Source organism: Tenacibaculum skagerrakense, from assembly GCF_004345825.1.
Taxonomy (GTDB): domain Bacteria; phylum Bacteroidota; class Bacteroidia; order Flavobacteriales; family Flavobacteriaceae; genus Polaribacter; species Polaribacter skagerrakensis.
The window spans coordinates 91,514-114,433 of record NZ_SLXM01000001.1 but is presented as its reverse complement, the minus strand read 5'-3'; the positions used below and the strand labels follow the sequence as shown (position 1 = coordinate 114,433).

At 31.2% G+C, this 22,920-nt stretch carries 25 protein-coding genes; 11 read left to right on the top strand and 14 right to left on the bottom strand.

Features of this window, described 5'->3' with window-relative positions; genetic code table 11:
• Positions 1–281: 281 nt before the first annotated feature.
• Entirely contained in the window at positions 282–812 is a 531-nt protein-coding gene (locus EV195_RS00460) for an RNA methyltransferase (protein ID WP_132791344.1), read from the bottom strand.
• Positions 813–1,088: 276 nt separating this feature from the next.
• Here EV195_RS00460 and mutS point away from each other — a divergent pair, with 276 nt between their 5' ends.
• Complete coding sequence (gene mutS, locus EV195_RS00455; RefSeq protein ID WP_132791341.1) at positions 1,089–3,698, top strand: DNA mismatch repair protein MutS; 2,610 nt, start codon at positions 1,089–1,091, stop codon at positions 3,696–3,698.
• Positions 3,699–3,706: 8 nt separating this feature from the next.
• Here mutS and EV195_RS00450 read toward each other — a convergent pair whose 3' ends face one another.
• Positions 3,707–4,174 (bottom strand): hypothetical protein, encoded by a 468-nt coding sequence (locus EV195_RS00450; RefSeq protein WP_132791338.1) that lies wholly within the window; start codon positions 4,172–4,174, stop codon positions 3,707–3,709.
• A 61-nt stretch (positions 4,175–4,235) separates the two neighbouring features.
• Here EV195_RS00450 and EV195_RS00445 point away from each other — a divergent pair, with 61 nt between their 5' ends.
• On the top strand, positions 4,236–5,570 hold the full coding sequence (locus tag EV195_RS00445; protein WP_132791335.1) for an MATE family efflux transporter: 1,335 nt from the start codon (positions 4,236–4,238) through the stop codon (positions 5,568–5,570).
• Positions 5,571–5,587: 17 nt separating this feature from the next.
• Entirely contained in the window at positions 5,588–6,106 is a 519-nt protein-coding gene (locus EV195_RS00440; RefSeq protein ID WP_132791332.1) for a hypothetical protein, read from the top strand.
• On the opposite strand, the gene EV195_RS00435 is transcribed toward EV195_RS00440, so the two are convergent.
• Positions 6,103–6,558: a GNAT family N-acetyltransferase gene (locus EV195_RS00435; RefSeq protein ID WP_132791329.1), complete on the bottom strand. Its 456-nt coding sequence runs from the start codon at positions 6,556–6,558 to the stop codon at positions 6,103–6,105. The two genes, EV195_RS00440 and EV195_RS00435, sit on opposite strands and share 4 nt — an antisense overlap.
• 148 nt (positions 6,559–6,706) lie before the next feature.
• Here EV195_RS00435 and EV195_RS00430 point away from each other — a divergent pair, with 148 nt between their 5' ends.
• Positions 6,707–7,477: an enoyl-CoA hydratase/isomerase family protein gene (locus tag EV195_RS00430; RefSeq protein ID WP_132791326.1), complete on the top strand. Its 771-nt coding sequence runs from the start codon at positions 6,707–6,709 to the stop codon at positions 7,475–7,477.
• Positions 7,474–7,926: a GNAT family N-acetyltransferase gene (locus tag EV195_RS00425; protein ID WP_132791323.1), complete on the top strand. Its 453-nt coding sequence runs from the start codon at positions 7,474–7,476 to the stop codon at positions 7,924–7,926. Before EV195_RS00430 ends, EV195_RS00425 begins: the two co-directional genes overlap by 4 nt.
• A 91-nt stretch (positions 7,927–8,017) precedes the next feature.
• Here EV195_RS00425 and EV195_RS00420 read toward each other — a convergent pair whose 3' ends face one another.
• Positions 8,018–8,941 (bottom strand): LysR family transcriptional regulator, encoded by a 924-nt coding sequence (locus tag EV195_RS00420; RefSeq protein ID WP_132791320.1) that lies wholly within the window; start codon positions 8,939–8,941, stop codon positions 8,018–8,020.
• Between the two features lie 305 nt (positions 8,942–9,246).
• Here EV195_RS00420 and EV195_RS00415 point away from each other — a divergent pair, with 305 nt between their 5' ends.
• The 3 genes from EV195_RS00415 to EV195_RS00405 all read left to right on the top strand — a co-directional run bounded on the left by EV195_RS00415 (position 9,247) and on the right by EV195_RS00405 (position 11,241).
• Entirely contained in the window at positions 9,247–10,215 is a 969-nt protein-coding gene (locus EV195_RS00415; protein WP_132791317.1) for a sodium-dependent bicarbonate transport family permease, read from the top strand.
• 88 nt (positions 10,216–10,303) lie between these two features.
• On the top strand, positions 10,304–10,612 hold the full coding sequence (locus EV195_RS00410; RefSeq protein ID WP_132791314.1) for a hypothetical protein: 309 nt from the start codon (positions 10,304–10,306) through the stop codon (positions 10,610–10,612).
• A gap of 176 nt (positions 10,613–10,788) precedes the next feature.
• Complete coding sequence (locus tag EV195_RS00405; protein ID WP_132791311.1) at positions 10,789–11,241, top strand: 6-pyruvoyl trahydropterin synthase family protein; 453 nt, start codon at positions 10,789–10,791, stop codon at positions 11,239–11,241.
• Between the two features lie 19 nt (positions 11,242–11,260).
• Here the strand turns inward: EV195_RS00405 and pth are convergent, their stop codons facing one another.
• Positions 11,261–11,890, bottom strand: a complete 630-nt coding sequence (gene pth, locus EV195_RS00400) for an aminoacyl-tRNA hydrolase (RefSeq protein WP_243693039.1) — start codon at positions 11,888–11,890, stop codon at positions 11,261–11,263.
• A 518-nt stretch (positions 11,891–12,408) separates the two neighbouring features.
• Positions 12,409–13,950 carry an L-piperidine-6-carboxylate dehydrogenase gene (gene amaB / locus EV195_RS00395; RefSeq protein ID WP_132791308.1) on the bottom strand — a complete coding sequence of 514 codons (1,542 nt, stop codon included), beginning with the start codon at positions 13,948–13,950 and terminating at the stop codon, positions 12,409–12,411.
• Positions 13,951–14,057: 107 nt separating this feature from the next.
• On the opposite strand from amaB, the gene EV195_RS00390 reads away from it, so the two are divergent.
• A complete protein-coding gene (locus EV195_RS00390; protein WP_132791305.1) occupies positions 14,058–15,107 on the top strand; it encodes an isoaspartyl peptidase/L-asparaginase family protein in 1,050 nt (349 codons plus the stop codon).
• Between the two features lie 10 nt (positions 15,108–15,117).
• Here EV195_RS00390 and EV195_RS00385 read toward each other — a convergent pair whose 3' ends face one another.
• The 6 genes from EV195_RS00385 to EV195_RS00360 are packed head-to-tail and all read right to left on the bottom strand — an operon-like array spanning position 15,118 to position 19,308.
• On the bottom strand, positions 15,118–15,663 hold the full coding sequence (locus EV195_RS00385) for a GNAT family N-acetyltransferase (RefSeq protein ID WP_132791302.1): 546 nt from the start codon (positions 15,661–15,663) through the stop codon (positions 15,118–15,120).
• A 6-nt stretch (positions 15,664–15,669) separates the two neighbouring features.
• Positions 15,670–16,020 carry a DUF6970 domain-containing protein gene (locus EV195_RS00380; RefSeq protein ID WP_132791299.1) on the bottom strand — a complete coding sequence of 117 codons (351 nt, stop codon included), beginning with the start codon at positions 16,018–16,020 and terminating at the stop codon, positions 15,670–15,672.
• A gap of 30 nt (positions 16,021–16,050) precedes the next feature.
• Positions 16,051–17,352: a hypothetical protein gene (locus EV195_RS00375; protein ID WP_132791296.1), complete on the bottom strand. Its 1,302-nt coding sequence runs from the start codon at positions 17,350–17,352 to the stop codon at positions 16,051–16,053.
• Positions 17,352–17,870 carry an RNA polymerase sigma factor gene (locus EV195_RS00370; protein WP_317128206.1) on the bottom strand — a complete coding sequence of 173 codons (519 nt, stop codon included), beginning with the start codon at positions 17,868–17,870 and terminating at the stop codon, positions 17,352–17,354. Before EV195_RS00370 ends, EV195_RS00375 begins: the two co-directional genes overlap by 1 nt.
• Positions 17,871–17,898: 28 nt before the next feature.
• Complete coding sequence (locus EV195_RS00365) at positions 17,899–18,597, bottom strand: hypothetical protein (protein WP_132791290.1); 699 nt, start codon at positions 18,595–18,597, stop codon at positions 17,899–17,901.
• 12 nt (positions 18,598–18,609) lie between these two features.
• A complete protein-coding gene (locus EV195_RS00360) occupies positions 18,610–19,308 on the bottom strand; it encodes a DUF6970 domain-containing protein (RefSeq protein WP_132791287.1) in 699 nt (232 codons plus the stop codon).
• Positions 19,309–19,392: 84 nt separating this feature from the next.
• Between EV195_RS00360 and EV195_RS00355 the strand changes: the two genes are divergently transcribed.
• Together EV195_RS00355 and EV195_RS00350 are read left to right on the top strand one after the other, a co-directional pair.
• Entirely contained in the window at positions 19,393–20,367 is a 975-nt protein-coding gene (locus EV195_RS00355) for a LuxE/PaaK family acyltransferase (protein ID WP_132791284.1), read from the top strand.
• Between the two features lie 42 nt (positions 20,368–20,409).
• Positions 20,410–20,853, top strand: coding sequence for a YHS domain-containing (seleno)protein (locus EV195_RS00350; RefSeq protein ID WP_132791281.1), 444 nt, complete (start codon positions 20,410–20,412; stop codon positions 20,851–20,853).
• Positions 20,854–20,930: 77 nt separating this feature from the next.
• On the opposite strand, the gene EV195_RS00345 is transcribed toward EV195_RS00350, so the two are convergent.
• Positions 20,931–22,193, bottom strand: a complete 1,263-nt coding sequence (locus EV195_RS00345) for an MFS transporter (RefSeq protein ID WP_132791278.1) — start codon at positions 22,191–22,193, stop codon at positions 20,931–20,933.
• Positions 22,194–22,197: 4 nt separating this feature from the next.
• Positions 22,198–22,857, bottom strand: a complete 660-nt coding sequence (locus tag EV195_RS00340) for a hypothetical protein (RefSeq protein ID WP_132791275.1) — start codon at positions 22,855–22,857, stop codon at positions 22,198–22,200.
• Between the last annotated feature and the right edge of the window lie 63 nt (positions 22,858–22,920).

Genomic DNA, 22,920 nt, shown 5'->3' with positions numbered 1-22,920 from the left:
TTTTCGCTACTTGATGAGATTCCCGCCTTCGCGGGAATGACGTAATGGAACGTCATTGTAAATGGAACATAGTGAAGTGAAGCAATCTTTATATTTAGAACTAAAATAAAGTTATTCAACAAACAGATTACTTCGTCATTCTTCCTCGTAATGACGTAACAAATCGTCATTGCGAATGGAGTAAAACGGAATGAAGCAATCTGTTTATTCAGGAATAAATTCATAATGAAATCGAAAAAGAGAGATTACTTCGTCATTCTTCCTCGTAATGACGAAACTTTCTATCCCCTCAACTTCACAAACAAATCCCACAAAACCACTCCACAACTTACTGAAATATTTAAAGAGTGCTTTGTTCCTAATTGCGGGATTTCAATACAATTATCTGAAGCAGTTACTACCTCTTGCTGAACTCCTTTCACTTCATTCCCAAAAACAACGGCATATTTTTCTTCTCTAGAAACAGAAAGTTCGTCTAACATGGTACTATTATCGGCTTGTTCAATAGAAAATACTTTTACCCCTTGATTTTTCAACTTTTTAATTAATTCAAGTGTGTCTTCCACATATTCCCATTTCACAGACTCTGTGGCTCCTAAGGCTGTTTTATGAATTTCTTTATTTGGAGGTGTTGCCGTAATACCGCACAAGTAGATTTTTTCTATTAAAAAAGCATCCGAAGTTCTGAACACCGATCCTATATTATTTAAGCTTCTAATATTGTCTAGTACTACAATTATAGGGGTTTTTTCTGCTTCTTTAAACTCATCTACCGAGATTCTTCCTAACTCGTTATTTTTTAATTTGCGCATTGATTAAATAACCATTTACGTCATTGCGAATAGAGTAAAACGGAATGAAGCAATCTGTTTATTCTGAACTAAATTCAGAATCAAATCGAAAAAAGTGAGATTACTTCGTCATTCTTCCTCGTAATGACAGTTTTATTATATATGAGAATAGTTTTCTTAATTAGGCTATAACTTGTTATAAATAATTGACATTTATTAATTGATAACTAACAATTGAAAACTGTTCCCTAATGACTTTTTTCTATCTTCGCAAAACTAACTTAAAAATCTATAAACTTGGCAAAAACAAAGGCAAAAAAGGTAACTCCATTAATGCAACAATACAACGGAATTAAAACCAAATATCCGGATGCGATGTTGTTGTTTCGCGTGGGTGATTTTTATGAAACCTTTGGAGAAGATGCTATTAAAGCATCAGAAGTTTTAGGGATTGTATTAACCAAAAGAGGTAATGGAAGTGAGAGTGAAACTGCCTTAGCTGGTTTTCCACATCATTCATTAAACACCTATTTACCAAAATTAGTAAAAGCAGGGTATCGTGTAGCTATTTGCGATCAATTGGAAGATCCTAAAATGACTAAAACGATTGTAAAACGTGGCGTTACAGAATTAGTAACTCCAGGCGTTTCTTTAAACGATGAAGTATTACAATCGAAAACCAATAATTTTTTGGCTGCTGTTCATTTCGATAAAAAACAATTGGGAGTATCATTTTTAGATGTTTCAACAGGTGAGTTTTTAGTTGCCCAAGGAAATGAATCGTACATAGATAAATTATTACAAAACTTTTCGCCAAGTGAAGTGTTGGTTCAAAAACAATACAAACAACGATTCTTAGAACAATTTACCAATCGTTTTCATACGTTTTATTTGGAAGATTGGGTGTTTCAAAAAGATTATGGTTACGAAAATTTAACCAGCCATTTTAAGGTTAAGAATTTAAAAGGTTTTGGTGTTGAAGATATAACTCATGGAATTGTTGCTGCAGGTGCAGTGCTCTATTATTTATCGGAAACACAACACAACAAAATTGAACACATTCAACGTGTTAATAGAATTGCAGAAGACAACTACATTTGGATGGATCGTTTTACGGTTCGTAACTTAGAATTATACGGTGGGAATTCTGTGAATTCGGTTTCTCTTTTGGATGTAATTGACAAAACAATTTCCCCGATGGGAGGTCGTTTATTAAAACGTTGGCTGGCGTTACCTCTTAAGAATTTAGAGGAGATTAAAGAGCGTCATGAATTAGTTAAGTTTTTAATTGATAGTGATACTTTTTTTGAAACGGTTTCGTATCAATTAAAACAAATCTCTGATATTGAACGTTTGGTTTCAAAAGTAGCTACAGGAAAGGTTTCTCCTAGAGAAGTTGTGTTGTTGAAAAACTCACTGAAAGCAATTCTTCCTATTAAAGAAGCCGCTGAAAAAACCGAGAATACTGCTGTTAAGTCACTAGGAAATCAATTACATAATTGTAACGATTTAATTGAAAAAATAAACATAACTGTTTTTGAAGATGCTCCTGTAAACATCAACAAAGGAAATGCTATTGCTAATGGAGTTTCTGAAGAACTAGATGAACTTAGAAACATTGCTAATTCTGGAAAAGATTACCTTGACAATATGTTAGCTCGTGAAACCGAACGAACTGGAATTCCGAGTTTAAAAATTGCTTTTAACAATGTTTTTGGTTACTACATAGAAGTCAGAAATACTCATAAAGATAAAGTTCCATCAGAATGGATTCGTAAGCAAACATTAGTAAATGCCGAACGCTATATTACGGAAGAACTTAAAGAATACGAAACCAAAATTTTAGGAGCAGAAGAAAAAATTCAAGCGTTAGAAGTTGCCTTATTCGGACAGTTAATTGAGTATATCATTAATTTTGTGCAACCTATACAGGAAAACGCGCAGATTATTGCCAAAATTGATTGTCTTCTATCATTTTCTAAGTTAGCTATTGATAACAATTATGTGCGGCCAACTGTTGATGAAACTACTGATATTGAAATCAAAAATGGTCGTCATCCTGTAATTGAAAAACAACTTCAAATTGGTGAAGAATACATTGCTAATGATGTTGTTTTAAATCGAAATCAGCAACAAATTATAATGATTACCGGGCCCAATATGTCGGGTAAATCAGCAATTCTTCGCCAGACGGCATTGATTGTACTATTAGCTCAAATGGGAAGTTATGTACCAGCACAACAAGCACGAATAGGAATTGTAGATAAAATATTTACCCGAGTAGGAGCCAGCGATAATATTTCGATGGGTGAATCTACATTCATGGTAGAAATGAATGAAACGGCTTCTATTTTGAACAATATTTCAGATCGTAGTTTAGTGTTGTTAGATGAAATTGGTCGTGGTACCTCAACCTATGACGGAATTTCAATTGCTTGGTCAATTGCTGAATATTTACACGAACATCCTTCTAAAGCCAAGACGTTATTTGCTACACATTATCATGAGCTGAATGAAATGACAACTACTTTTAAGCGTATTAAAAACTTCAATGTTTCTGTAAAAGAGTTAAAAGACAGCATTATTTTCTTGCGTAAATTAGTTTCTGGTGGAAGTAATCACAGTTTCGGAATTCATGTAGCAAAATTGGCAGGAATGCCAAATCAAGTTATTCATAGAGCGAATAAAATTTTGAAACAGTTAGAAGAAAGTCATTCTCATAAAGAAGTTGAAGAAACTTTAAAAGATGTGCAACATCAAGAAATGCAAATGAGTTTCTTTCAACTAGATGATCCTTTATTAGAAGATATCAGAGAAGAAATATTAACTACTAATATTGATACCTTAACCCCAATAGAAGCTTTAATGAAGCTGAATGAAATTAAACGAATGTTGACTAAAAAGTAAATTTAGTTTTAAAATATTATATCATCTTCCGTATCAAATTCTCCATCTTTTCCTGCTGAAGTCAAGCTATAAGAATTCTCTATTATTTTGTACTTAAAGTTGGTTCCCCAACCATCAATTAACAAGTTTTCTCTAAGTGGATTTCCACGTTTAATGATGTGTAATTGTAATGGGTAACTTCCAAATACCTCTTTTTCTTTCTCTAATAGTTCTTTAATTTCAGTTGCTCTTTTATTCGTTTTATTTTCAGAAACTATTGACGGAACTATATATACTCTTCCAATGATATATATAATCAAACAAACTCCCAATAATATATCAAGCCTCTGAAAAGGAGATATCATTCTCTTTTTAGGAAGTTTATTTTCTTCTTCAAATTTTCTTCTTTTTTCTCTTTTTCTTCTAAAAAAGAATTCTTGAATATTTAAAGCAGCTGAACTAAGCAATTCTAAAATACCGGCTATTAATTCTAGCATAAGAACAATTTATTGCATTTTCATTTTCCAACTTCAATAATAGTTATTTTTGCTGACTATTATGCAGCATGACATCAGTTTTAAACATATTAACAAATTAGCCATTCCAGCCTTAATTACAGGTGTTGCAGAACCGCTACTTTCTACAACCGATTTAGCCATCGTTGGAAACATTCAAGAAAATGCTACTGAAAGTATTGCTGCTATTGGTATTGTGGGTGCTTTTTTATCGATGTTGATTTGGGTTTTCGGTCAAACTCGTAGCGGAATTTCTTCCATTGTTTCTCAATATGTGGGTGCTCAAAAGTTAGAAGATATCAAAAATTTACCTGCTCAAGCTACCGTAATTATTGTAGCTACAAGTATGGTAATTCTTGTTATGAGTTATCCGTTTGCAAAAGAAATTTTTCAATTCTACAATGCATCTGGACAAGTATTAGACTACTCTGTTGAGTATTATAAAATCCGAGTTTTTGGATTTCCTTTTACGTTGTTTACTATAGCTGTTTATGGAACTTTTCGAGGTTTACAAAACACGTTTTACCCTATGATTATCGCTATTGTAGGAACTGTTATAAACATCGTTTTAGATGTGATTTTTGTATATGGAATCGAAGGTTACATTCCGGCTATGCATATTCAAGGAGCTGCGTATGCAAGTGTAATTGCTCAAGTTGTGATGGCTATTTTGGCTCTAATTTTACTGTATAAAAAAACCAATATATCTTTAAAATTTAGTTTGCCTTTTAACCACGAAGTTCCAAGGTTTATCAACATGGTTTTAAATTTATTTGTACGAACCATTGCATTAAATACAGCGCTGTATTTTGGAACATCGTATGCAACTGCTTATGGAAACGAATATATTGCAGCGTATACTATTGGTCTTAACTTATGGTTAATGGGTGCTTTTGTAATTGATGGTTATGCCTCTGCGGGTAATATTTTATCAGGAAAATTACTAGGCGCTAAAGCTTACAGCACTCTAGTTCAGTTAGGGAATAGACTGCTTTTATATGGGTTTTTATTAGGTGTATTAATGGCCCTAATAGCTGGAATTTTATACGAACCTATTGGAAGAATTTTCACTCAAGAAGAAAACGTGTTAATTACTTTTTACGAATCTTTTTGGATAATATTACTAATGCAACCTTTCTGTTCATTAGCTTTTATATATGATGGAATGTTTAAAGGAATGGGAGAAATGAAATACTTGCGTAACTTACTATTAGTTTCTACAGGTGTTATATTCGTTCCTACTTTATTACTTTTTGATTCGCTAGATTATAAATTATATGCTATTTGGATTGCTTTTTTTGCTTGGATAATTGCAAGGGGATTACCGTTAATTTTAGTATTTAGAAAGAAGTTTTTAGTATTAGCTAAAAATGAGTAATTTGGAAACAAAAAACTATGAAAAATTATACTAAAATTCTGCTTAGCTTATCTCTTCTACATTTTATAGGCTGTAAAGAAGCACCAACTTATAATCCGTTTGATGATCAGTTTGATATTAATGTTAGTACACTAATTAGAGATAAATGTGATACCATTAATACTGGTTGTGGTTATTGGAATTTACAAGAAAATTCAGGTAGGTTAAGAACATATTATCAAATTTATGCGGATGATTGGAGAAAAGTAGTGGCGAAAGGATTTAGTTATTATGCGGATACTCTTATTTTAGATAAAAACATTCATTTAACAAAGTTCGAATATGATTCTATTTTGTATCAAAACATAAAAATAAATTCACTAAAAAAGGAATTAGAAAAATTTAATTACTCAATAATTAAACAAGTGAGAGGTAATGTTTTCGCTGAAAAAAACAGGGATACTATTCGACTAGAGTTATCTCATAATTTTCTAGATGTCGGCGTAGTAAGGTATTTGACTTTTTTCAAAACTCCGCCAAAAAAGAACACACATTAAACCTCCTTCTCAAACACAATCTTTTGCTGTCCTTTTTCATTGGTGTATACCTGTACAATATCAAATCCATTTTTAAGATTTAAAATCAACATAGGCTTAAAACGGTTCATAGATTTCGTTCTAAGTTTAGTATATCCTTTTTCTTTTACAACTATTTCTTGTCTATCAGCTAGTTGTTTGGCAATTCCCTGTTTTCTATATTTTGGTAAAACGCCACCAACCCAACTGTAAAAAGTATTTTCGTTATATCTGTAGCCAATTTTAAATCCAACAGGAACTTGGTTTATATAAGCTATTATTGAGACTACATCTTCTTTGGAAGTTATTCGATCATTAAAAAAAGTAACTATTGCATCTTCAAAAACAGTTGTATACAACGTCAATAATTCCTCCATGTTTTTCTTCATTGGAACTCCTTGAATTGTCTTAATTTTTATGTTTTGATGATTCATAATTTCTTAAAGATTAAAATTACTACTATTTTTGAAGGGAATTCCGTCACCCTGAATTTATTTCAGGACGACTCAATTAATAAAACTTGTTTGAGATACTGAAACTCCCGAAATTTCGGGACAGTATGACAAAAAATTAACCTAAATAATGACTACAACAACAAGACCTAACGGAAGTTTGTATACCAAAATTCAAAATAAAATAGCAACGATCGAATTCGGACATCCTGCCAGTAATTCTTTTCCAAGTGAATTATTAGATAGATTAGCTAAAGAATTTGATAGGCTTTCTAATGATAACAACGTTTCAGTTATCATATTAAAATCGGAAGGAGAACGTGCTTTTTGCGCTGGAGCTTCTTTTGATGAATTAGTAGCGATTGATAATTTAGAAGATGGAAAAGCTTTCTTTTCAGGATTTGCCAACGTAATTAACGCAATGCGAAAATGTTCGAAATTAGTTATTGGTCGTGTACAAGGTAAAGTTGTTGGTGGCGGTGTTGGTTTAGCTGGTGCATGTGATTATGTATTAGCAACAGAAGCCGCTTCTATTAAACTTTCTGAGTTAACAATTGGAATTGGTCCTTTTGTAATTGCTCCAGCTGTAGAACGTAAAGTTGGTGTAAGCGGTTTAGCAGAATTAACGTTAGACGCAACGAGTTGGAAAAATGCCTATTGGGCAAAAGACAAAGGATTATATGCACGTGTATTTGAATCTATTTCTGAACTAGATACTGAAGTTGAATTATTAGCAGAAAATTTAGCTTCTTACAATCCTGAAGCTTTAGAAGAAATGAAAAGAGCTTTATGGATAGGAACTGAGCATTGGGATACTTTGTTACTGGAAAGAGCAGAGACTTCTGGTAAATTAGTATTATCTGAATTCACTAAAAACGCCTTAGCAAAATTTAAAAAGTGATAACATTTCTTAGAACAGATTCTAAAAACAATGACTTTATTTCGTTAGTAAAAGAGCTAGATGCTTTTTTAGCAGTTACTGATGGAGACGATCATTCTTTTTACGATCAATACAATAAACTCGATAACATTAAATATGTAATTGTTGCTTACATCGATGATATTCCTGTTGCTTGTGGTGCTATAAAACAATTTGACACTACAACTATGGAGGTTAAAAGAATGTTTACTTCTGAAAAATCGAGAGGTAAAGGATTAGCTTCCAAAGTTTTAAAAGAGTTGGAAAAATGGGCTATTGAATTATCTTTTGAAAGATGTATTTTAGAAACCGGAATCCGACAAGTTGAAGCTGTTCAACTATATAAAAAGAACAGCTATATACTTATTGAAAATTATGGTCAATATGCCGGAATTGAAGAAAGTTTGTGTTTCGAAAAAAAATTAAATTAAAATGGATCAATATTTATTTCTTGTATTAGCACTTGTCCTTGTAATTGTGTATTTCTATAACAAATTTAGAAATAGACGATAAACCAATTTGCTAATATTTATCGAACCAGTTAAAGTGCTCATTCATTATATCTGTTTTATGTTCCTTGATATAGTTAATGAGTTCTTTAGCCACATTTGATAAGTTTTTAGATTTTAACCATATCAAGTTCCAATTGGTAATAATTGGTAAACTCTTTACAGGAATTACTTGAAGATCGCCATTATTTAACTCGTTTTTAATTCCAATTAAAGGCATAATTGAATAGCCTAACCCTGCAATTACCGCTTGCTTTAACGCTTCGTTCGATTTTAATTCCATTTTCTTATAGGTAGAAATTTTCTGAGAAGCAATAAAACGTTCCATTGCATTTCTTGTTGCTGAACCTTGCTCTCTATAAATTAATGGCAGCTGTTCAAATTCTTGAATAGATAAATTCTTATTAGTGGCCTTATGTTGTTTTCCGCCAACTAAATACAATTTGTTCTCCATCAACTGAATTCTATTGATTTTTAAGTTCTTAGGAATTGTTGAAACCATCGCAAAATCAACTTCATTATTTTCTAAAGATCGTACAACTTCTGATTTGTTGGTAACATCCATTACCAAATCAACTCCTTTATGCTCCTTTAAAAATCCCGTTAAAAAATAAGGCATAGCATACTTCGCTGTTGACACAATTGCTATTTTTAATTTTCCTGCTAAAGCACCTTGAAAAGACATTGCTTTGTAATTAATCGCAGAAACTTCACTTAAAATTTTCTCTGCGGCTAAGGCAATTTCTTCACCAAACTCCGTGATATATAATTTTCTTCCAACAATTTCAAAAAGAGGAATTTGAAACTGATCTTGAAATTTTTTCAATTGAATTGAAACAGCTGGTTGTGTTAAATACAATTCCTCAGAAGCTTTCGTAACACTCTTTAATTCGGCAATCTTCTGAAAAATTTCCAATTGATGCAATGTATAATGCATAATAAATGTTTATATTATAGATTATAAATATCTATAAAAATATATTAAATATAGGCTACATATTTGCACAAAATTTATTTAAAATGAAACGTATTAAATCTACAAGAGTAATTCATTTAAAAAATGTGCGAGACAAAAAGAGATTGAAAACTGTTAATTGCATCTGCTTTTTACTTTTAATCTCTTTTTTTATTTCATTATCTGTAAAAAGCAATCTTCTTTTTTTTACTGAAATGATAACAGCAATTAGTGTTATTTCAATGTCTTTGTTGTGTAATTTTTTAGATGTTAAATAATATATACTGATGGATTTACATTTATTAATAGATAATTTAACCAACCCAGCACTTCTTTTTTTCTTTCTTGGAATTCTTGCTGTACAATTAAAAAGTGATCTTACTATTCCTGAAAACTCTTCTAAGTTTATTTCATTATATCTTTTACTATCTATAGGTTTTAAAGGCGGACAGGAATTATCTCATAGCGATTTTTCTTTGGAGATTTTATGGTCGTTATTATTTGGAATTTTCTTAGCTATTGCCGTTCCAGTATACACTTACTTTATACTACGAATAAAGTTTTCAGTTGAAAACTCCGGAGCTATAGCTGCTGCTTATGGATCGGTTAGTGCTGTAACTTTTGTAACCACTATTTCTTTCTTAGAAATGGAACAAATTCCTTTTAATGGTCATATGGTTGCGGTTATGGCATTAATGGAAGCTCCTTCGATAATGGTTGGACTTTTACTAATGTCTATTTTTAATAAAAAGAAGAAAAAAGAGGAAACCATTTCTGTAAAAAAAGTGCTTCATCATTCGCTTACAAATGGTAGCGTATTATTGATTATAGGAAGTTTAATCGTTGGATTGTTAGCAAGTGAGGCTCAAGCAGAAGGAATTAAACCATTTACAACAGATATCTTTAAAGGATTTCTAGCGGTGTTTTTATTGGACATGGGAATTACAAGCGGTAAAAAACTATCTGACTTTAGAAAAAAAGGAGGCTTTGCATTTGTATTTTCTATTGTTATTCCAATTATAAATGGTTGTATAGTAGCATTTGTTACGAGCTTTTTTATCTCTGGAGTTGGTAATAGGTTATTGTTTGCAATTCTTGCTGCAAGTGCATCTTACATCGCTGTTCCTGCTGCCATGAAATTGGCAAACCCTAAAGCAAATCCAAGTTTATACATTCCTATGGCATTGGCAATAACATTTCCCTTTAATATCACCTTAGGAATTCCACTGTACTTATGTGTAATTAATTTATTATAACATAAGTTTATATTATATATTAAAAACATAAATAAAAATTAATAAAAAAGATGTAAGATATTTACATCAGAAATTAAAACAGATACTTATGAAAATGGTACAAACATTAGAAGCTGTAAAAACAGAACAAGAAATTAACCTTATAGATAATGTGTTTACTGCTAGTGAAGCAGCAACAATTATTAATGATGTACTTAAAGTAAAAATTAATTTCCACAAATTAAAAAGGTTGTCTATAACCGAAGGAAACGAAAAAGATGCTTGTGAGTATGATAGCGGTAGAATAGACGAGTTATTAAACGAACAGCAAATAGCTAAGGATTTTTTCTCTCAAGCTAGAATAAAAGGGAAAAAACTAAAGATAAAAAGCAAAATTTATATCGAAATAGAGGAGTAAATTTTGCAGTATAAATTTTTTATGTTGTCAGGTTTTATGTAACCAATCCTAATGGGGATTCTTTTGTATTGATGAGTGATTGTTGTAGCTACAATCACTCATTCTTTTTTTAGAAGCGAATTATTTATCTAAGATTCATTTCCATAATACTATTTTATATACTTTTGTTTCTTATTATGAGTACAATTAGAATTACCAAGCAATTTAATTTTGAAACCGGACACGCTTTGTACGGTTATGATGGAAAGTGTAAAAATGTTCACGGACATAGTTATAAGCTTTCGGTTACTGTAGTGGGATCTCCTATTTCAGATACTTCTAACGTAAAATTCGGGATGGTAATTGATTTTGGTGATTTGAAAAAAATCGTAAAAGAAGAAATCGTTGATGTTTTTGATCATGCTACTGTATTTAACAAAAACACGCCTCATATTGAACTTGCTAAAGAGCTAAAAGATCGTGGACACGATGTTATTCTAGTTGATTATCAGCCTACAAGTGAAATGATGGTAATTGATTTTGCTAAAAAAATCAAAAATAGATTGCCTGATAATATCAAACTTCACTCTATAAAGCTACAAGAAACCGACACTAGTTATGCCGAATGGTATGCTAGTGATAATATGTAATTAGTAGATTATAAAAAATTTACTTCCCATTAAACGTATTCATGGTATTTGCTAATCCAGCATTTACAAAAGATTCAACAGCTTTTATACTTGTAGGAATTCTTTCTATTAAAGCACTTTCTTCTTCATTACTCCATGTTCCTAAAACAAAATCTACCTGTCCTCCTTTTCGATAATCTGATCCTACACCAAATCTAAAACGAGGGTAAACGCTAGTATTTAACTTATCTTGAATGTCTTTTAATCCATTATGGCCTCCTGCGCTACCTTTAGCTTTAATTCTAATAGTGCCAAAATCGATATTTAAATCATCAGTGATGATTAATATATTATCAATAAGTATATTTTCTTTTTTCATCCAATACAAAACTGCTTTACCGCTTAAATTCATGTAGGTATTTGGTTTTAAAACAAAAACTGTTTTCCCTTTAATTTTGAGTTTTACGAGATCTCCATGCTTTTCTGTAGTGAAAGATTCGTCATACTCTTTTACTAGTGCATCTGCTATTTTAAAACCTATGTTATGACGTGTATTGTCATACTTTTCTCCAATATTTCCTAAGCCAACTACTAAAAACTTTTTCATGATCTCTTCTTGTGTTTCTTTTTTAACACCTAATAAATTATTAAAAAATGACAGGATGCTCATTATTACAAATTTCAACTGCAAATCTAGTTTAAAAACCTATAAACAAATAGCATTTGCGGGTTAAATACTATATTTAAACAATTAACATAGGTTAATTAACTTATGTTAATAAGTAATCACCTTTTAAAAACTTCCATTCATCGATATTAATATTTAAGAGCGTAAAACAGTTCTATCTTTACAATATAAATTAAAGTTTCATTTAGATTTTTCGTTTATAGTTCGGGGGGACTGTGAACACCAAAAAAGAAAGAGCCGCTAATTGCGGCTCACTTTTTTTAAAAAGAATACTTTATTGCTTTAAATAAAATCTTTTAAGTTCTTACCTAAGTTTTCTAAATAACCACCTCTTAAAAACTTCCTTTCATCGATAGTAGTTAATTAACTTTAAAAAAAACCTTGTAACTTTAAGATATAGCTAAAGTTATTAAGCTATTCGTTTATAGTTCGGGGGGGCTGTAAGCAACAAAAAAAAGAGCCGCTAGTTGCGACTCTTTTTTTTCATTATTAAATATCTATTATAAATCGAATTTTATTCCTTGTGCTAAAGGTAATTCAGTAGTATAATTAATAGTGTTCGTTTGACGGCGCATATACACTTTCCATGCGTCAGAACCAGATTCTCTTCCACCTCCAGTTTCTTTTTCACCACCAAAAGCACCACCAATTTCAGCTCCTGAAGTTCCAATATTTACGTTTGCAATACCACAGTCAGATCCTGCATGAGATAAGAAACGCTCAGCTTCACGTAAGTTATTCGTCATAATTGCAGAAGATAATCCTTGTGCAACACCATTTTGTAAAGCTATTGCATTTTCAACTTCTCCAGTATACTTCAATAAATATAAAACAGGCGCAAATGTTTCATGTTGAACAATGTCATAATAGTTTCCAGCTTCAGCAATAGCAGGCTTTACATAACATCCACTTTCATATCCTTCTCCTTCTAATACACCACCTTCAACAATAATGTTTCCACCTTCAGCAACAACTCTTTCTAATGCTTTGTTATACATTTCAACAGCTTGCTTGTCAATTAACGGACCAACATGATTGTTTTCATCTAATGGGTTACCGATGCGTAATTGCTTGTAAGCATCTACTAAAGCATTCTTTACTTTATCATACATAGATTCATGAACAATTAATCTACGAGTAGAAGTACAACGTTGACCAGCTGTTCCGACAGCACCAAATACAGCACCAATAACTGTCATTTTAATATCAGCATCTGGAGTAACAATAATTGCGTTGTTTCCTCCTAATTCTAATAAACTCTTACCTAAACGACCCGCAACTTCTTTAGCAACAATTTTACCCATACGAGTAGAACCTGTTGCAGATACTAAAGGAACTCTTGTATCTTTAGAAAGATATTCACCTACAACGTAATCTCCGTTTACTAAACACGAAATTCCTTCAGGTAAATTATTTTCTTTTAGCACCTCAGCAATAATATTCTGACATGCAACTCCACATAAAGGAGTTTTTTCAGATGGTTTCCAAACACATACATCACCACAAATCCAAGCTAAAGCTGTGTTCCATGCCCATACTGCTACAGGGAAGTTAAATGCAGAAATAATTCCTACAACTCCTAATGGATGATATTGCTCGTACATTCTGTGTCCTGGTCTTTCAGAATGCATTGTTAATCCGTGTAACTGACGAGATAAACCAACAGCAAAATCACAGATATCAATCATTTCTTGAACCTCACCCAAACCTTCTTGGTAGCTTTTACCCATTTCATAAGAAACAAGTTTTCCTAAAGCTTCTTTCTTTTCTCTTAATTTCTCACCAAATTGACGAACAATCTCACCTCTTTGTGGAGCTGGTAAAACTCTCCAAGATTTAAAAGCCTCTGTTGCCGATTTCATTACGCTTTCGTAATCATCTTTAGTAGATGCTTTTACTTTTCCAATTAACTTTCCATCTACAGGAGAATAACTTTCAATGATTTCTCCGTTAGAGAACCACTTAGTTCCTGTTGATGTTCCTTCGTTTATTTCTTTTAACCCAAGGGTTTGTAATGCTTCTTGAATACCAAAATCTGCCATTTTGTATTTACGTTTAAGTTGTTTAAATTTAAAAGTCAAATTTACAAATAATTCTAAATTAATAAATTAAACAAATCACTTGTTTTTTGTTTGAAATTAAACTATTTATGAAAAATATTTTCTTCTCCCTGTTTTTTATAACAATTTTTCTCTTTAGTTGTGATAAACCAGAGAATACTAAAACTACTAAAAATGAAAAAACAAATGAATTTGCTTTGGTAATTCACGGGGGAGCTGGAACTATTCTGAAGAAAAATATGACTCCCGAAAAAGAAAAAGCCTATAAAGAAAAACTAGAAGAAGCTATTAAAGTAGGTTATAACATTCTTAAAAATGGCGGAAAGAGTATTGATGCCGTAGAGCAAACCATTCATGTTTTAGAAAACTCGCCTTTATTTAATGCTGGAAAAGGTGCAGTTTTTACACATGAAGAAACAAATGAATTGGATGCATCAATTATGACAGGAAGTGATTTAAATGCAGGTTCTGTAGCTGGAGTTACAGATGTTAAAAACCCGATTACTCTTGCCAGAAAAGTAATGGAAAACTCTGAACATGTTATGTTATCAGGAAAAGGTGCTTCTGTATTTGCGAAAGAACAAGGTGTTGAAATTGTAGATCCGAAATACTTCTTTACAGAAAATAGGTATAATTCTTTACTACGTGTAAAAGAGAAAATGAAATCTGAGTTAGATCATGACGGAAAATCGGCATTTTATGATCCTATAATCAAAGATTCTAAATTTGGAACCGTGGGTTGTGTTGCTATAGATAAAGCAGGAAATATTACTGCAGGAACCTCAACTGGAGGAATGACTAATAAGCGTTGGAATCGAATTGGAGATGCACCAATTATTGGTTCTGGAACTTATGCAAATAATGCAACTTGTGGAGTGTCATCTACAGGCTGGGGAGAATATTTTATTAGAGCTCAAGTGGCTCATGATATTTCTGCTTTAATGGATTACAAAGGACTTTCTTTGCAAGAAGCTGCAAAAGAAGTTATTCAAAATAAACTCACCAAACTTGGCGGAACAGGTGGTATTATTGCTGTTGATAAAAACGGAAATATGGTTTTTGAGTTTAACACAGCAGGAATGTACAGAGCTTCTATGAATGATAAAGGAGAAATAGATGTCAAGATTTATAAAGAGTAATCCTACAGTTCTATTCTAAATTAAATTTAGAAAGTAAAAATCGCTCTCTTGTCATTTTCCATAAATTCACCTCTTGCTCAAAATTTAAAGAACCAGGAATAGTTGTGTACTTTTTCACAAATTCGAAACCAACATTTTGTAATGTTTTGTTAGGTGCCGGATTTAATGCATAGGGTTGACAAAACAGGGTTTCTAATTGTAGCTTTTCAAAATAAAAAGGAAGTGATTTTTTTACCAAAATTGATCCAGATCCTTTTTTTCTATTATTTGTATTCCAAACATGCAAATGCATATAGGCCTCTTTACCAAAAACGATACTATTAACGTTTGAATGGTCAATTGGTACACCATCTTCTTCCCAAATTAGTGCGTATGATTTTTTCTCTGTAACAGGAGAGTTTATTTGCTCAACTAATGCATTATAAAAATCATTTCGTGACGGAAGCTTACTCGAATCTGCACCCATTTTTAAAAAATGTTCGCTACTCGAATTATACCAATAATCTAAAAGTAAGTCTATATCTCTTACTTCTATTTCTCTAACAGTTAAACTCATAATCGCTTAAAAACTTTTCCAAATTACTTTTTTATCCGAAGCTTCATCAAAAAAATCAGGACAGTTATTAGAGTTCGGAACCATGCCACCAAAAACACATAGTTGTTCTTTCTTTTCATTGTATAAAATAGAAGGCGCATCAGCACAATCTACACATCCATTTACCAAATAAACTATATTACCTTTGTAAGAGTATTGCGTTATCATTGCTTTGGTTGGAAACGGACTTTTTTTAGTGTTTTCAATGTATTCTTTAATCCAAGATATATCATCGAGTGGGTTTTCTTTATTGGAAGTTGTTTTTTGTGATTCACATGACATCAATAAGAACACAAAAAGAAGCATAACATATTTCATTGAGATTATTTTAATGGTTGATATGCTAATTTAAAAATTAAACCTTACACCAGAATATACTCCGATAATATATGGTTTCGAATTCGTTGAGTTTTCCGAAAATGTATTTAGTTGCGATTTAAACATTGGATTGATATTAAATTTCATTTTTTTAGAAAGCATAAATTCTAAATCTACACCAAAATTTACACTGAAATTTACACTATTTAAATTGTTTGCTTCACCTATTTTTCCACTAAAATTAGAGGCTCTTGCAGTAATTGAATTTTGTGTTAAAAACAACGAACTAAAACCTGAAATTAAACTTGTTTGTATTTTATCAGAAGTAAATAGTTGATACTTTAACTCCAAAGGAAATTCGATGTAATTAATATCTTGCTCTAAAACACCATCATCAAGGCTTGCAGAATTAGTTAAACCCACTGAGTTAATATCTTCGCTATCAGAAGCGCTGAAGTATAAAAAGTTATCAGCATTTGAAAAACTGATGTTTTGTAAATTATTAGACATCGCTGTATTTGATACTAGTACAACATCTTGCGTATTAAAACTCAAATTTTGAACTTGCAAACCCGATTTTATAAATAACTTATCATTTATTTGATACGTAAAACTTAGTCCGTAAGCTAATTTTTCTGGATTTGAAACCTTATTCTCATTAAAGTTAGAATCTATTGCTGAAGCTTTCGTGAACGATTCAGAAGTTGTAATTCCTACAACGGGGGAAACACTCCATTTGGAATTTTTTGGTTGATCTTCTTTTGTTTCTAGTTCCTTAGTTACTTCAGCAATGAAATTCTTCTTTTCTAATTCTCTTTCTTTTGTTTTGAGATGTAATGATTCATATAAAAGATTTTTCATAGCAATTTTTTTATCGACTTCTAAACCCTTCAATGAAACTGTCGATGTTGCTGTCTTTTTCTCTTCATTTTCAATTTTTGTACTAACCATTAACTCGTCTTTAGGTTCTATATAGTTTGATGTATTTTTAGTTGTATCATCTTCATTTTTAACATTCTCTACTATCGTAACTGGCGTTTTATATATTTGTTTTTCAGTTTTTATAGAGTTTTGATTATCAATGTTTTTGTTAGTTTCATTTTGGTAAACCGGTGTATTTATATCTGTGTTTTTAATTTCAGGAAAAAGCAATAATCCGATAATAACTAATGAAGCAACTCCACTACTTAACCACCAAATTGGAAGTACTCTTCTTTTCTTCTTTTTGGTTAATTCACTTTCAATAGTATCCCAAACTAATGAAGGTGGTTGAACTTCAAAATCCTTTAAGTTCTCTTGAAATAATCTTTCTATTTTCTTGTCTTCCGTCATTATGCCTTTTCTAATTTTTCCTTACGATTTTCAATTGCTTTCTTTAATAATTGTTTAGCTCTTGATAAGTTAGATTTCGAAGTTCCTACAGAGATATTTAACATCTCAGCAATTTCTTTGTGAGAAAAACTATCCAACACATACAAGTTAAACACTAGTCGATATCTGTCTGGTAATGCTTGAATCATAACTAATAAATCATTCACTACTATTGTGCCTTCATCAAAATCAACTTCTTCTTCACTTATAACCTCTTCTTTGATTACATACAATGACGGCTCCTTTCTGTATTTCTGCAATGCTGTGTTAATTACAATTCGCTTTAACCAGCCTTCAAATGAACCTTTAAAATTGTATTGATCTATTTTACGGAAAGCAGTTAAAAAACTGTCTTGTAGTACATCTTCTGCATCTTGCTGGTTACGAGAATACTTTAAACTCAGTGCAAAAAGTTTACCCGCATAAAGCTGGTAAACTTGAGACTGTGCTTTTAAATTATCTTTTTTGCACTGTTGTATGAGTTCTTGTAACTTGATTTCTTTTCCTTTAATAAATTAATACTGGAATGTTATTCTCACATTTTACACCTATTGGCTGAATAGGAACATCACAGGTAGAAACTATACTCCATTTAATATTATACTCATGTTCTTTTTGTGTGTAGTTACTTACCTTTTCTAAAAATAAATTTACATCTATAGAATTAGGGTATGCTAAATAACCTTGAGGTCCACCACATGCTTTTGTTCCATAAGCTGTTATTAACCAGTCGTCCGCATCTTCACAATTTATACTAGTTGCTAGTGTATAAATTTCGTTAAATAAATTCATCAATTCCTCATGATCTTTTTGTTGATCGGTTAGTTCATACGAAACGACTAATTCTAAATTAGTTAACGACTTTATTTTCCATTTAAAATTGGTAGGATATTCCTCTTTAGTAACTTTAATGAGTTCATTTTCTAGTTGATATGTTCCCACAACATTCCAAAAAACTAACGGAGGTGTGCCACAAAAACCCGAAGTTCTCTCGATAAACTTTTTATTATCTAAAAACGATACTCCATATTCATTTTCTGGTAGTGCAGAAGAACGTTTAAAAACAATTTCTCCATTGTCAGAATTTACATAGGTCCAATGGCCTACTAGAAGATTTTTAGGATTAAACGCTACAGTATCATCGTTTACAGTACATGAAGTTAGTACTACTAATACAAACAACAAGGTGGTAACTATTTTTTTCATTATATGTTAAGTTTAATATTGATATATTATTTGATCATTCCATCCTTCTACTAGAAAAATCAATTCTCCTGTCAATCCAATTTTTAAATTACTAATATCAAACTTCAATTCTCTAGTAAAATAAGCTAAGCAAGCTTCATCTTTAAAAAACTCTAATTTTAGAAATCTTCTTTTAGGAGTTGACTCTAAAATAGCTGAAGAATCTATGAGGTTTACTCTATCAGAGTCTTGAGAACATCCACTAAAGGAAATATTGATCTTTAAGTAATCTCCCGCTATTGACATACTATTAATTGTATAATTATCAGTCCTAACAGTGTCGTATAAATCTTTATTGATAATAGCCTGATCGTGATTTTTCCAAAGTAATTTTTTATTTGTTGCTTCACTAGTAAAATCCAAACATGTATTTACACCTGCAATTCCTCCAAATTCACACATTTTATTTCCTGAACAATTATAAACGGTAATTAAATTGTCGGTACAATCTACACAGGTATCTACCCAAAAAACTCTTTGTTGTTTATAACTGTATTCATAAATTTCTGCTTTATTGGCAGATGTAGATTGTTCTAAATTTGTTTTTATTTCTTTTAACCAAACCAAGTCCTCTAATGGATTGTCTAGTACACAAAATTCTTTTAGTTCATCATCTTTAGTACATGAAGTAACTAAGAGTAAAAGACTTAGTATTTTAATAAATGTTTTCATTGCTTTAGATTTTTTAGTATTTATCTTTAAGATGAAACATTTCTGAAAAGGTTGCGTGAAATACTCTTATTTTTGTCTTTGAAAATGAAAAACAGCATTTTTAACATAGCATCAGAAGAGCAATTCGAAGACGTTACCTTTAAGGTTTTTAAACATCAGTTTGAAAACAACGCAGTGTATCGTTCTTTTTGTGATTTATTATATGTTCATCCAAGTGATGTAAAAACCATAGAAGAAATTCCTTTTTTACCTATCGCTTTTTTTAAATCTAAAAAGGTGGTTTCCTCAAATGATCCCATCAAAGAAATTTTTACAAGTTCTGGAACTACAGGAAGTGTAACTAGTAAACACTTTGTAATTGATTTATCCTATTATGAAGAAAGTTATATTAAAGGATTTGAGCATTTCTATGGAAATATTGATGATTATATAATTCTTGCCTTATTACCTAATTATTTAGAGCGAAAAGGTTCTTCTTTGATATACATGGTTGATGATTTAATTAAAAAGTCTAATCATCAAGAAAGTGGATTTTACCTCAACAATATAGACGAGTTAGCATCTAAACTACATCAACTAGATAATAGCGGAAAAAAGGTGCTTCTTATAGGAGTTTCTTTTGCCTTGTTAGATATGATAGAACAACATTCTTTCAATTTAAAAAACACCATAATTATGGAAACTGGAGGAATGAAAGGAAGACGAAAAGAATTAATTAGATCCGAATTGCATCAATTACTTTCTGATGGTTTTGGTGTAAAAAACATTCATTCTGAATACGGAATGACAGAATTATTAAGTCAAGGTTATTCCAATGGTAACGGAATATTTAATTGCCCGCCTTGGATGAAAATTCTTACTAGAGATACCGAAGATCCTTTAACAGTTCAACAACCTGGAAAAACTGGGGGTATAAATGTAATTGATTTAGCAAATTATAATTCTTGTTCTTTTATTGCAACACAAGACTTAGGAAAAGTACATACAGATAACTCATTCGAAATTATTGGGCGTTTTGATAATTCTGATATTAGAGGTTGTAATTTAATGGTTTTGTAAATTTTCAGTATTCCGTTCGACTATACTGAAAATTATACATACATGAATCGAATTCTTACTTTCTCAATTTTATTTATTTCCTTTACTGTTTTCGCGCAAAATGAAAATTACAACACCAAAAAAGGAGTTATTGCCAATGGTTATGATGTGGTTGCTTATTTCTCTAATACAGCTGTAAAAGGAAATAAGAAGCTTTCTCATACGTATGATAATGTGGTCTTTCAGTTTTCAACAGAAGAAAACCTAAATACTTTTAAAGCAAACCCAAAAAAGTATGTTCCTCAATACGGAGGTTATTGTGCTTATGCAATTGGAGTAAAAGGAGAAAAAGTAGGAATCAATCCAAAAACTTTTGAAATTAGAGATGGTAAATTGTATTTGTTTTACAATTCTTGGGGAACGAATACTCTAGAACTTTGGTTAAATGAAAACCCTGAAGAACTAAAAGTAAAAGCAGATAAAAATTGGAGCTCAATCAAAAAATAATAATAGAAAGAAAAACTAATCTAGCTTAATTACAAGATCGTTTATATATTAAAAAAGAATCCGTTATGGGTTCTTTTTTATTTTTCTTGATTTTCAAAATCTTCTGTTAAATCCAATTTCCTCAATGTAGGATTTAAAATCCCCGTAGTTACTACAGTAATTAAAGTCATTGTTCCTCCAAATACTACAGCAGTAACTGTACCCATTAATTTAGCTGTTAATCCGCTTTCTAATGCTCCTAATTCATTAGAAGAACCTACAAACATTGAGTTCACAGAAGCCACTCTTCCACGCATGTGGTCTGGTGTTTTTAATTGTAAAATAGTCTGTCTAATTACCATAGAAACCCCATCGGTAACTCCGCTAAAGAATAGCGCAAGCATTGATATCCAAAAAATCTCTGAAAGGCCAAAAATGATAATACAAAGTCCAAAACCAAAAATAGCTGCTAACAATTTCATTCCAGCATTTTTACTTACCGGAATATAAGCCGTAATTAGCATCGTTAAGGAAGCTCCAACCGCTGGTGCTGCTCGTAATATTCCAAAGCCTTTTGAACCTACTTGTAAAATATCTTGCGCAAAGACTGGTAATAATGCTATGGCACCTCCAAAAAGCACTGAAATCATATCTAAAGTAATAGCACCTAAAATAGATTTTGTTTTGAATACGAATGAAATTCCTTCTTTTAAACTTTTTGCAACAGGTTCGTTCTTTTTAGGATTCATAATTGGTTTTTTATGAATTAAAAAAACCAGCAAAAAAGAAAATATTACCAATGCAAAAACAATACATAACGATAGGTTAACACCAAGTTTATAGATAGTAAAACCAGCAAATGCAGGACCTAAAACAGAAGCTATTTGCCATGTAGAGCTGCTCCATGTAGCTGCGTTTGCATATAACTTTTTAGGAACAATTAATGCTATTAATGAAAAGATTGTAGGACCAAAAAAAGAGCGTAAAAAACCTCCAAAAAAGACCAACGCATAAATAGCATATAAAACACTATTTGAACTCCAGTTTTCAACAAAATCTGGGTTTGTTAAAAAATATAACCCTAAACTAATTAGTGAAAATAGACCAATGCATAATGCAAGTAGATTCCTCTTTTCTCTTTGATCTACAATATGCCCCGCAAACAAAGCCATTGTAAATGCAGGTACAAATTCAAAAGCTCCTATTAAACCTAAACTCCAAGGATCTTTTGTAATTGAATATACTTGCCATTCGATAATGATAAACTGCATTGACCATGCAAAAACCAGTAAAAAACGAACTAGTAAGAAAATATTAAATTCTTTGTACCTCAGCGATGCATAAGGATCTACTTTGCTCATAAAATTAATTCAGCTTTAAATCCATTAGAATACCAAAGGTTTCATTTACATCAGATTCTTTTACCACAATCGTCATTTCGTGTGTGGTAGAAATAACCTCTTGTACAGCAATATTAGCCCAAGCAAATTGCTTTAAAATGAAATAATAAATACCAGATTGTTCTAGATTTTCTTTTGGTAATTTAATGGTTATTGAAGCCAAATCAGTTACATTGTTGATTAAATTTTCTTCTTCAAAAATTTCAACAATAAAAGGTTGTAAAATAATACTTGCTACTATGTTTGTCTCAAAAATTCCTTGAGAAATAGTTAAAAACAAATCATTATTTTCAGAAGCCTTGTCTAAAATTTTGGCTATTCTTTTAAATAAAGTGGGGGTATTTTTAAAAGTAAAGTCGCATAAATCAGAGCGTACAATTACATCTCCTAAATTTAATGCGAGTTTTTTGATATTTTTTCTAATTCGAAGTTCATTTACAGGAGACAGTCGATTAATTGCCATCATTACTGCGCCTACTTTGACTTCTTTTTTTAATTGCTGAGCTACTTCAGGTAATATAACCCTAGCTAAAGATGAAACATTAATCAATTTTTCGTTTAGAGCTTCTTCAATGAAAGGGGTTTTTCTGATAGTAGTTTCAACAGCTTCTTGAATTGTTTTCATTTGGTTGTTTAAAAATATACTACTTGTTGTAAAAATATAAAAAGTTGTTAATTTTTATTTAAC

Coding starts and splice junctions, on each gene's coding strand:
- EV195_RS00360 (WP_132791287.1), bottom strand. CDS start 19,308: ATGAAAACATTTATTAAAATACTAAGTCTTTTACTCTTAGTTACTTCA.
- EV195_RS00410 (WP_132791314.1), top strand. CDS start 10,304: ATGAAAATGGTACAAACATTAGAAGCTGTAAAAACAGAACAAGAAATT.
- EV195_RS00375 (WP_132791296.1), bottom strand. CDS start 17,352: ATGACGGAAGACAAGAAAATAGAAAGATTATTTCAAGAGAACTTAAAG.
- EV195_RS00435 (WP_132791329.1), bottom strand. CDS start 6,558: ATGAATCATCAAAACATAAAAATTAAGACAATTCAAGGAGTTCCAATG.
- EV195_RS00440 (WP_132791332.1), top strand. CDS start 5,588: ATGAAAAATTATACTAAAATTCTGCTTAGCTTATCTCTTCTACATTTT.
- EV195_RS00380 (WP_132791299.1), bottom strand. CDS start 16,020: ATGAAATATGTTATGCTTCTTTTTGTGTTCTTATTGATGTCATGTGAA.
- EV195_RS00445 (WP_132791335.1), top strand. CDS start 4,236: ATGCAGCATGACATCAGTTTTAAACATATTAACAAATTAGCCATTCCA.
- EV195_RS00405 (WP_132791311.1), top strand. CDS start 10,789: ATGAGTACAATTAGAATTACCAAGCAATTTAATTTTGAAACCGGACAC.
- EV195_RS00430 (WP_132791326.1), top strand. CDS start 6,707: ATGACTACAACAACAAGACCTAACGGAAGTTTGTATACCAAAATTCAA.
- EV195_RS00415 (WP_132791317.1), top strand. CDS start 9,247: ATGGATTTACATTTATTAATAGATAATTTAACCAACCCAGCACTTCTT.
- amaB (WP_132791308.1), bottom strand. CDS start 13,950: ATGGCAGATTTTGGTATTCAAGAAGCATTACAAACCCTTGGGTTAAAA.
- pth (WP_243693039.1), bottom strand. CDS start 11,890: ATGAGCATCCTGTCATTTTTTAATAATTTATTAGGTGTTAAAAAAGAA.
- EV195_RS00420 (WP_132791320.1), bottom strand. CDS start 8,941: ATGCATTATACATTGCATCAATTGGAAATTTTTCAGAAGATTGCCGAA.
- EV195_RS00355 (WP_132791284.1), top strand. CDS start 19,393: ATGAAAAACAGCATTTTTAACATAGCATCAGAAGAGCAATTCGAAGAC.
- EV195_RS00390 (WP_132791305.1), top strand. CDS start 14,058: ATGAAAAATATTTTCTTCTCCCTGTTTTTTATAACAATTTTTCTCTTT.
- EV195_RS00460 (WP_132791344.1), bottom strand. CDS start 812: ATGCGCAAATTAAAAAATAACGAGTTAGGAAGAATCTCGGTAGATGAG.
- EV195_RS00340 (WP_132791275.1), bottom strand. CDS start 22,857: ATGAAAACAATTCAAGAAGCTGTTGAAACTACTATCAGAAAAACCCCT.
- EV195_RS00450 (WP_132791338.1), bottom strand. CDS start 4,174: ATGCTAGAATTAATAGCCGGTATTTTAGAATTGCTTAGTTCAGCTGCT.
- EV195_RS00365 (WP_132791290.1), bottom strand. CDS start 18,597: ATGAAAAAAATAGTTACCACCTTGTTGTTTGTATTAGTAGTACTAACT.
- EV195_RS00350 (WP_132791281.1), top strand. CDS start 20,410: ATGAATCGAATTCTTACTTTCTCAATTTTATTTATTTCCTTTACTGTT.
- EV195_RS00345 (WP_132791278.1), bottom strand. CDS start 22,193: ATGAGCAAAGTAGATCCTTATGCATCGCTGAGGTACAAAGAATTTAAT.
- EV195_RS00385 (WP_132791302.1), bottom strand. CDS start 15,663: ATGAGTTTAACTGTTAGAGAAATAGAAGTAAGAGATATAGACTTACTT.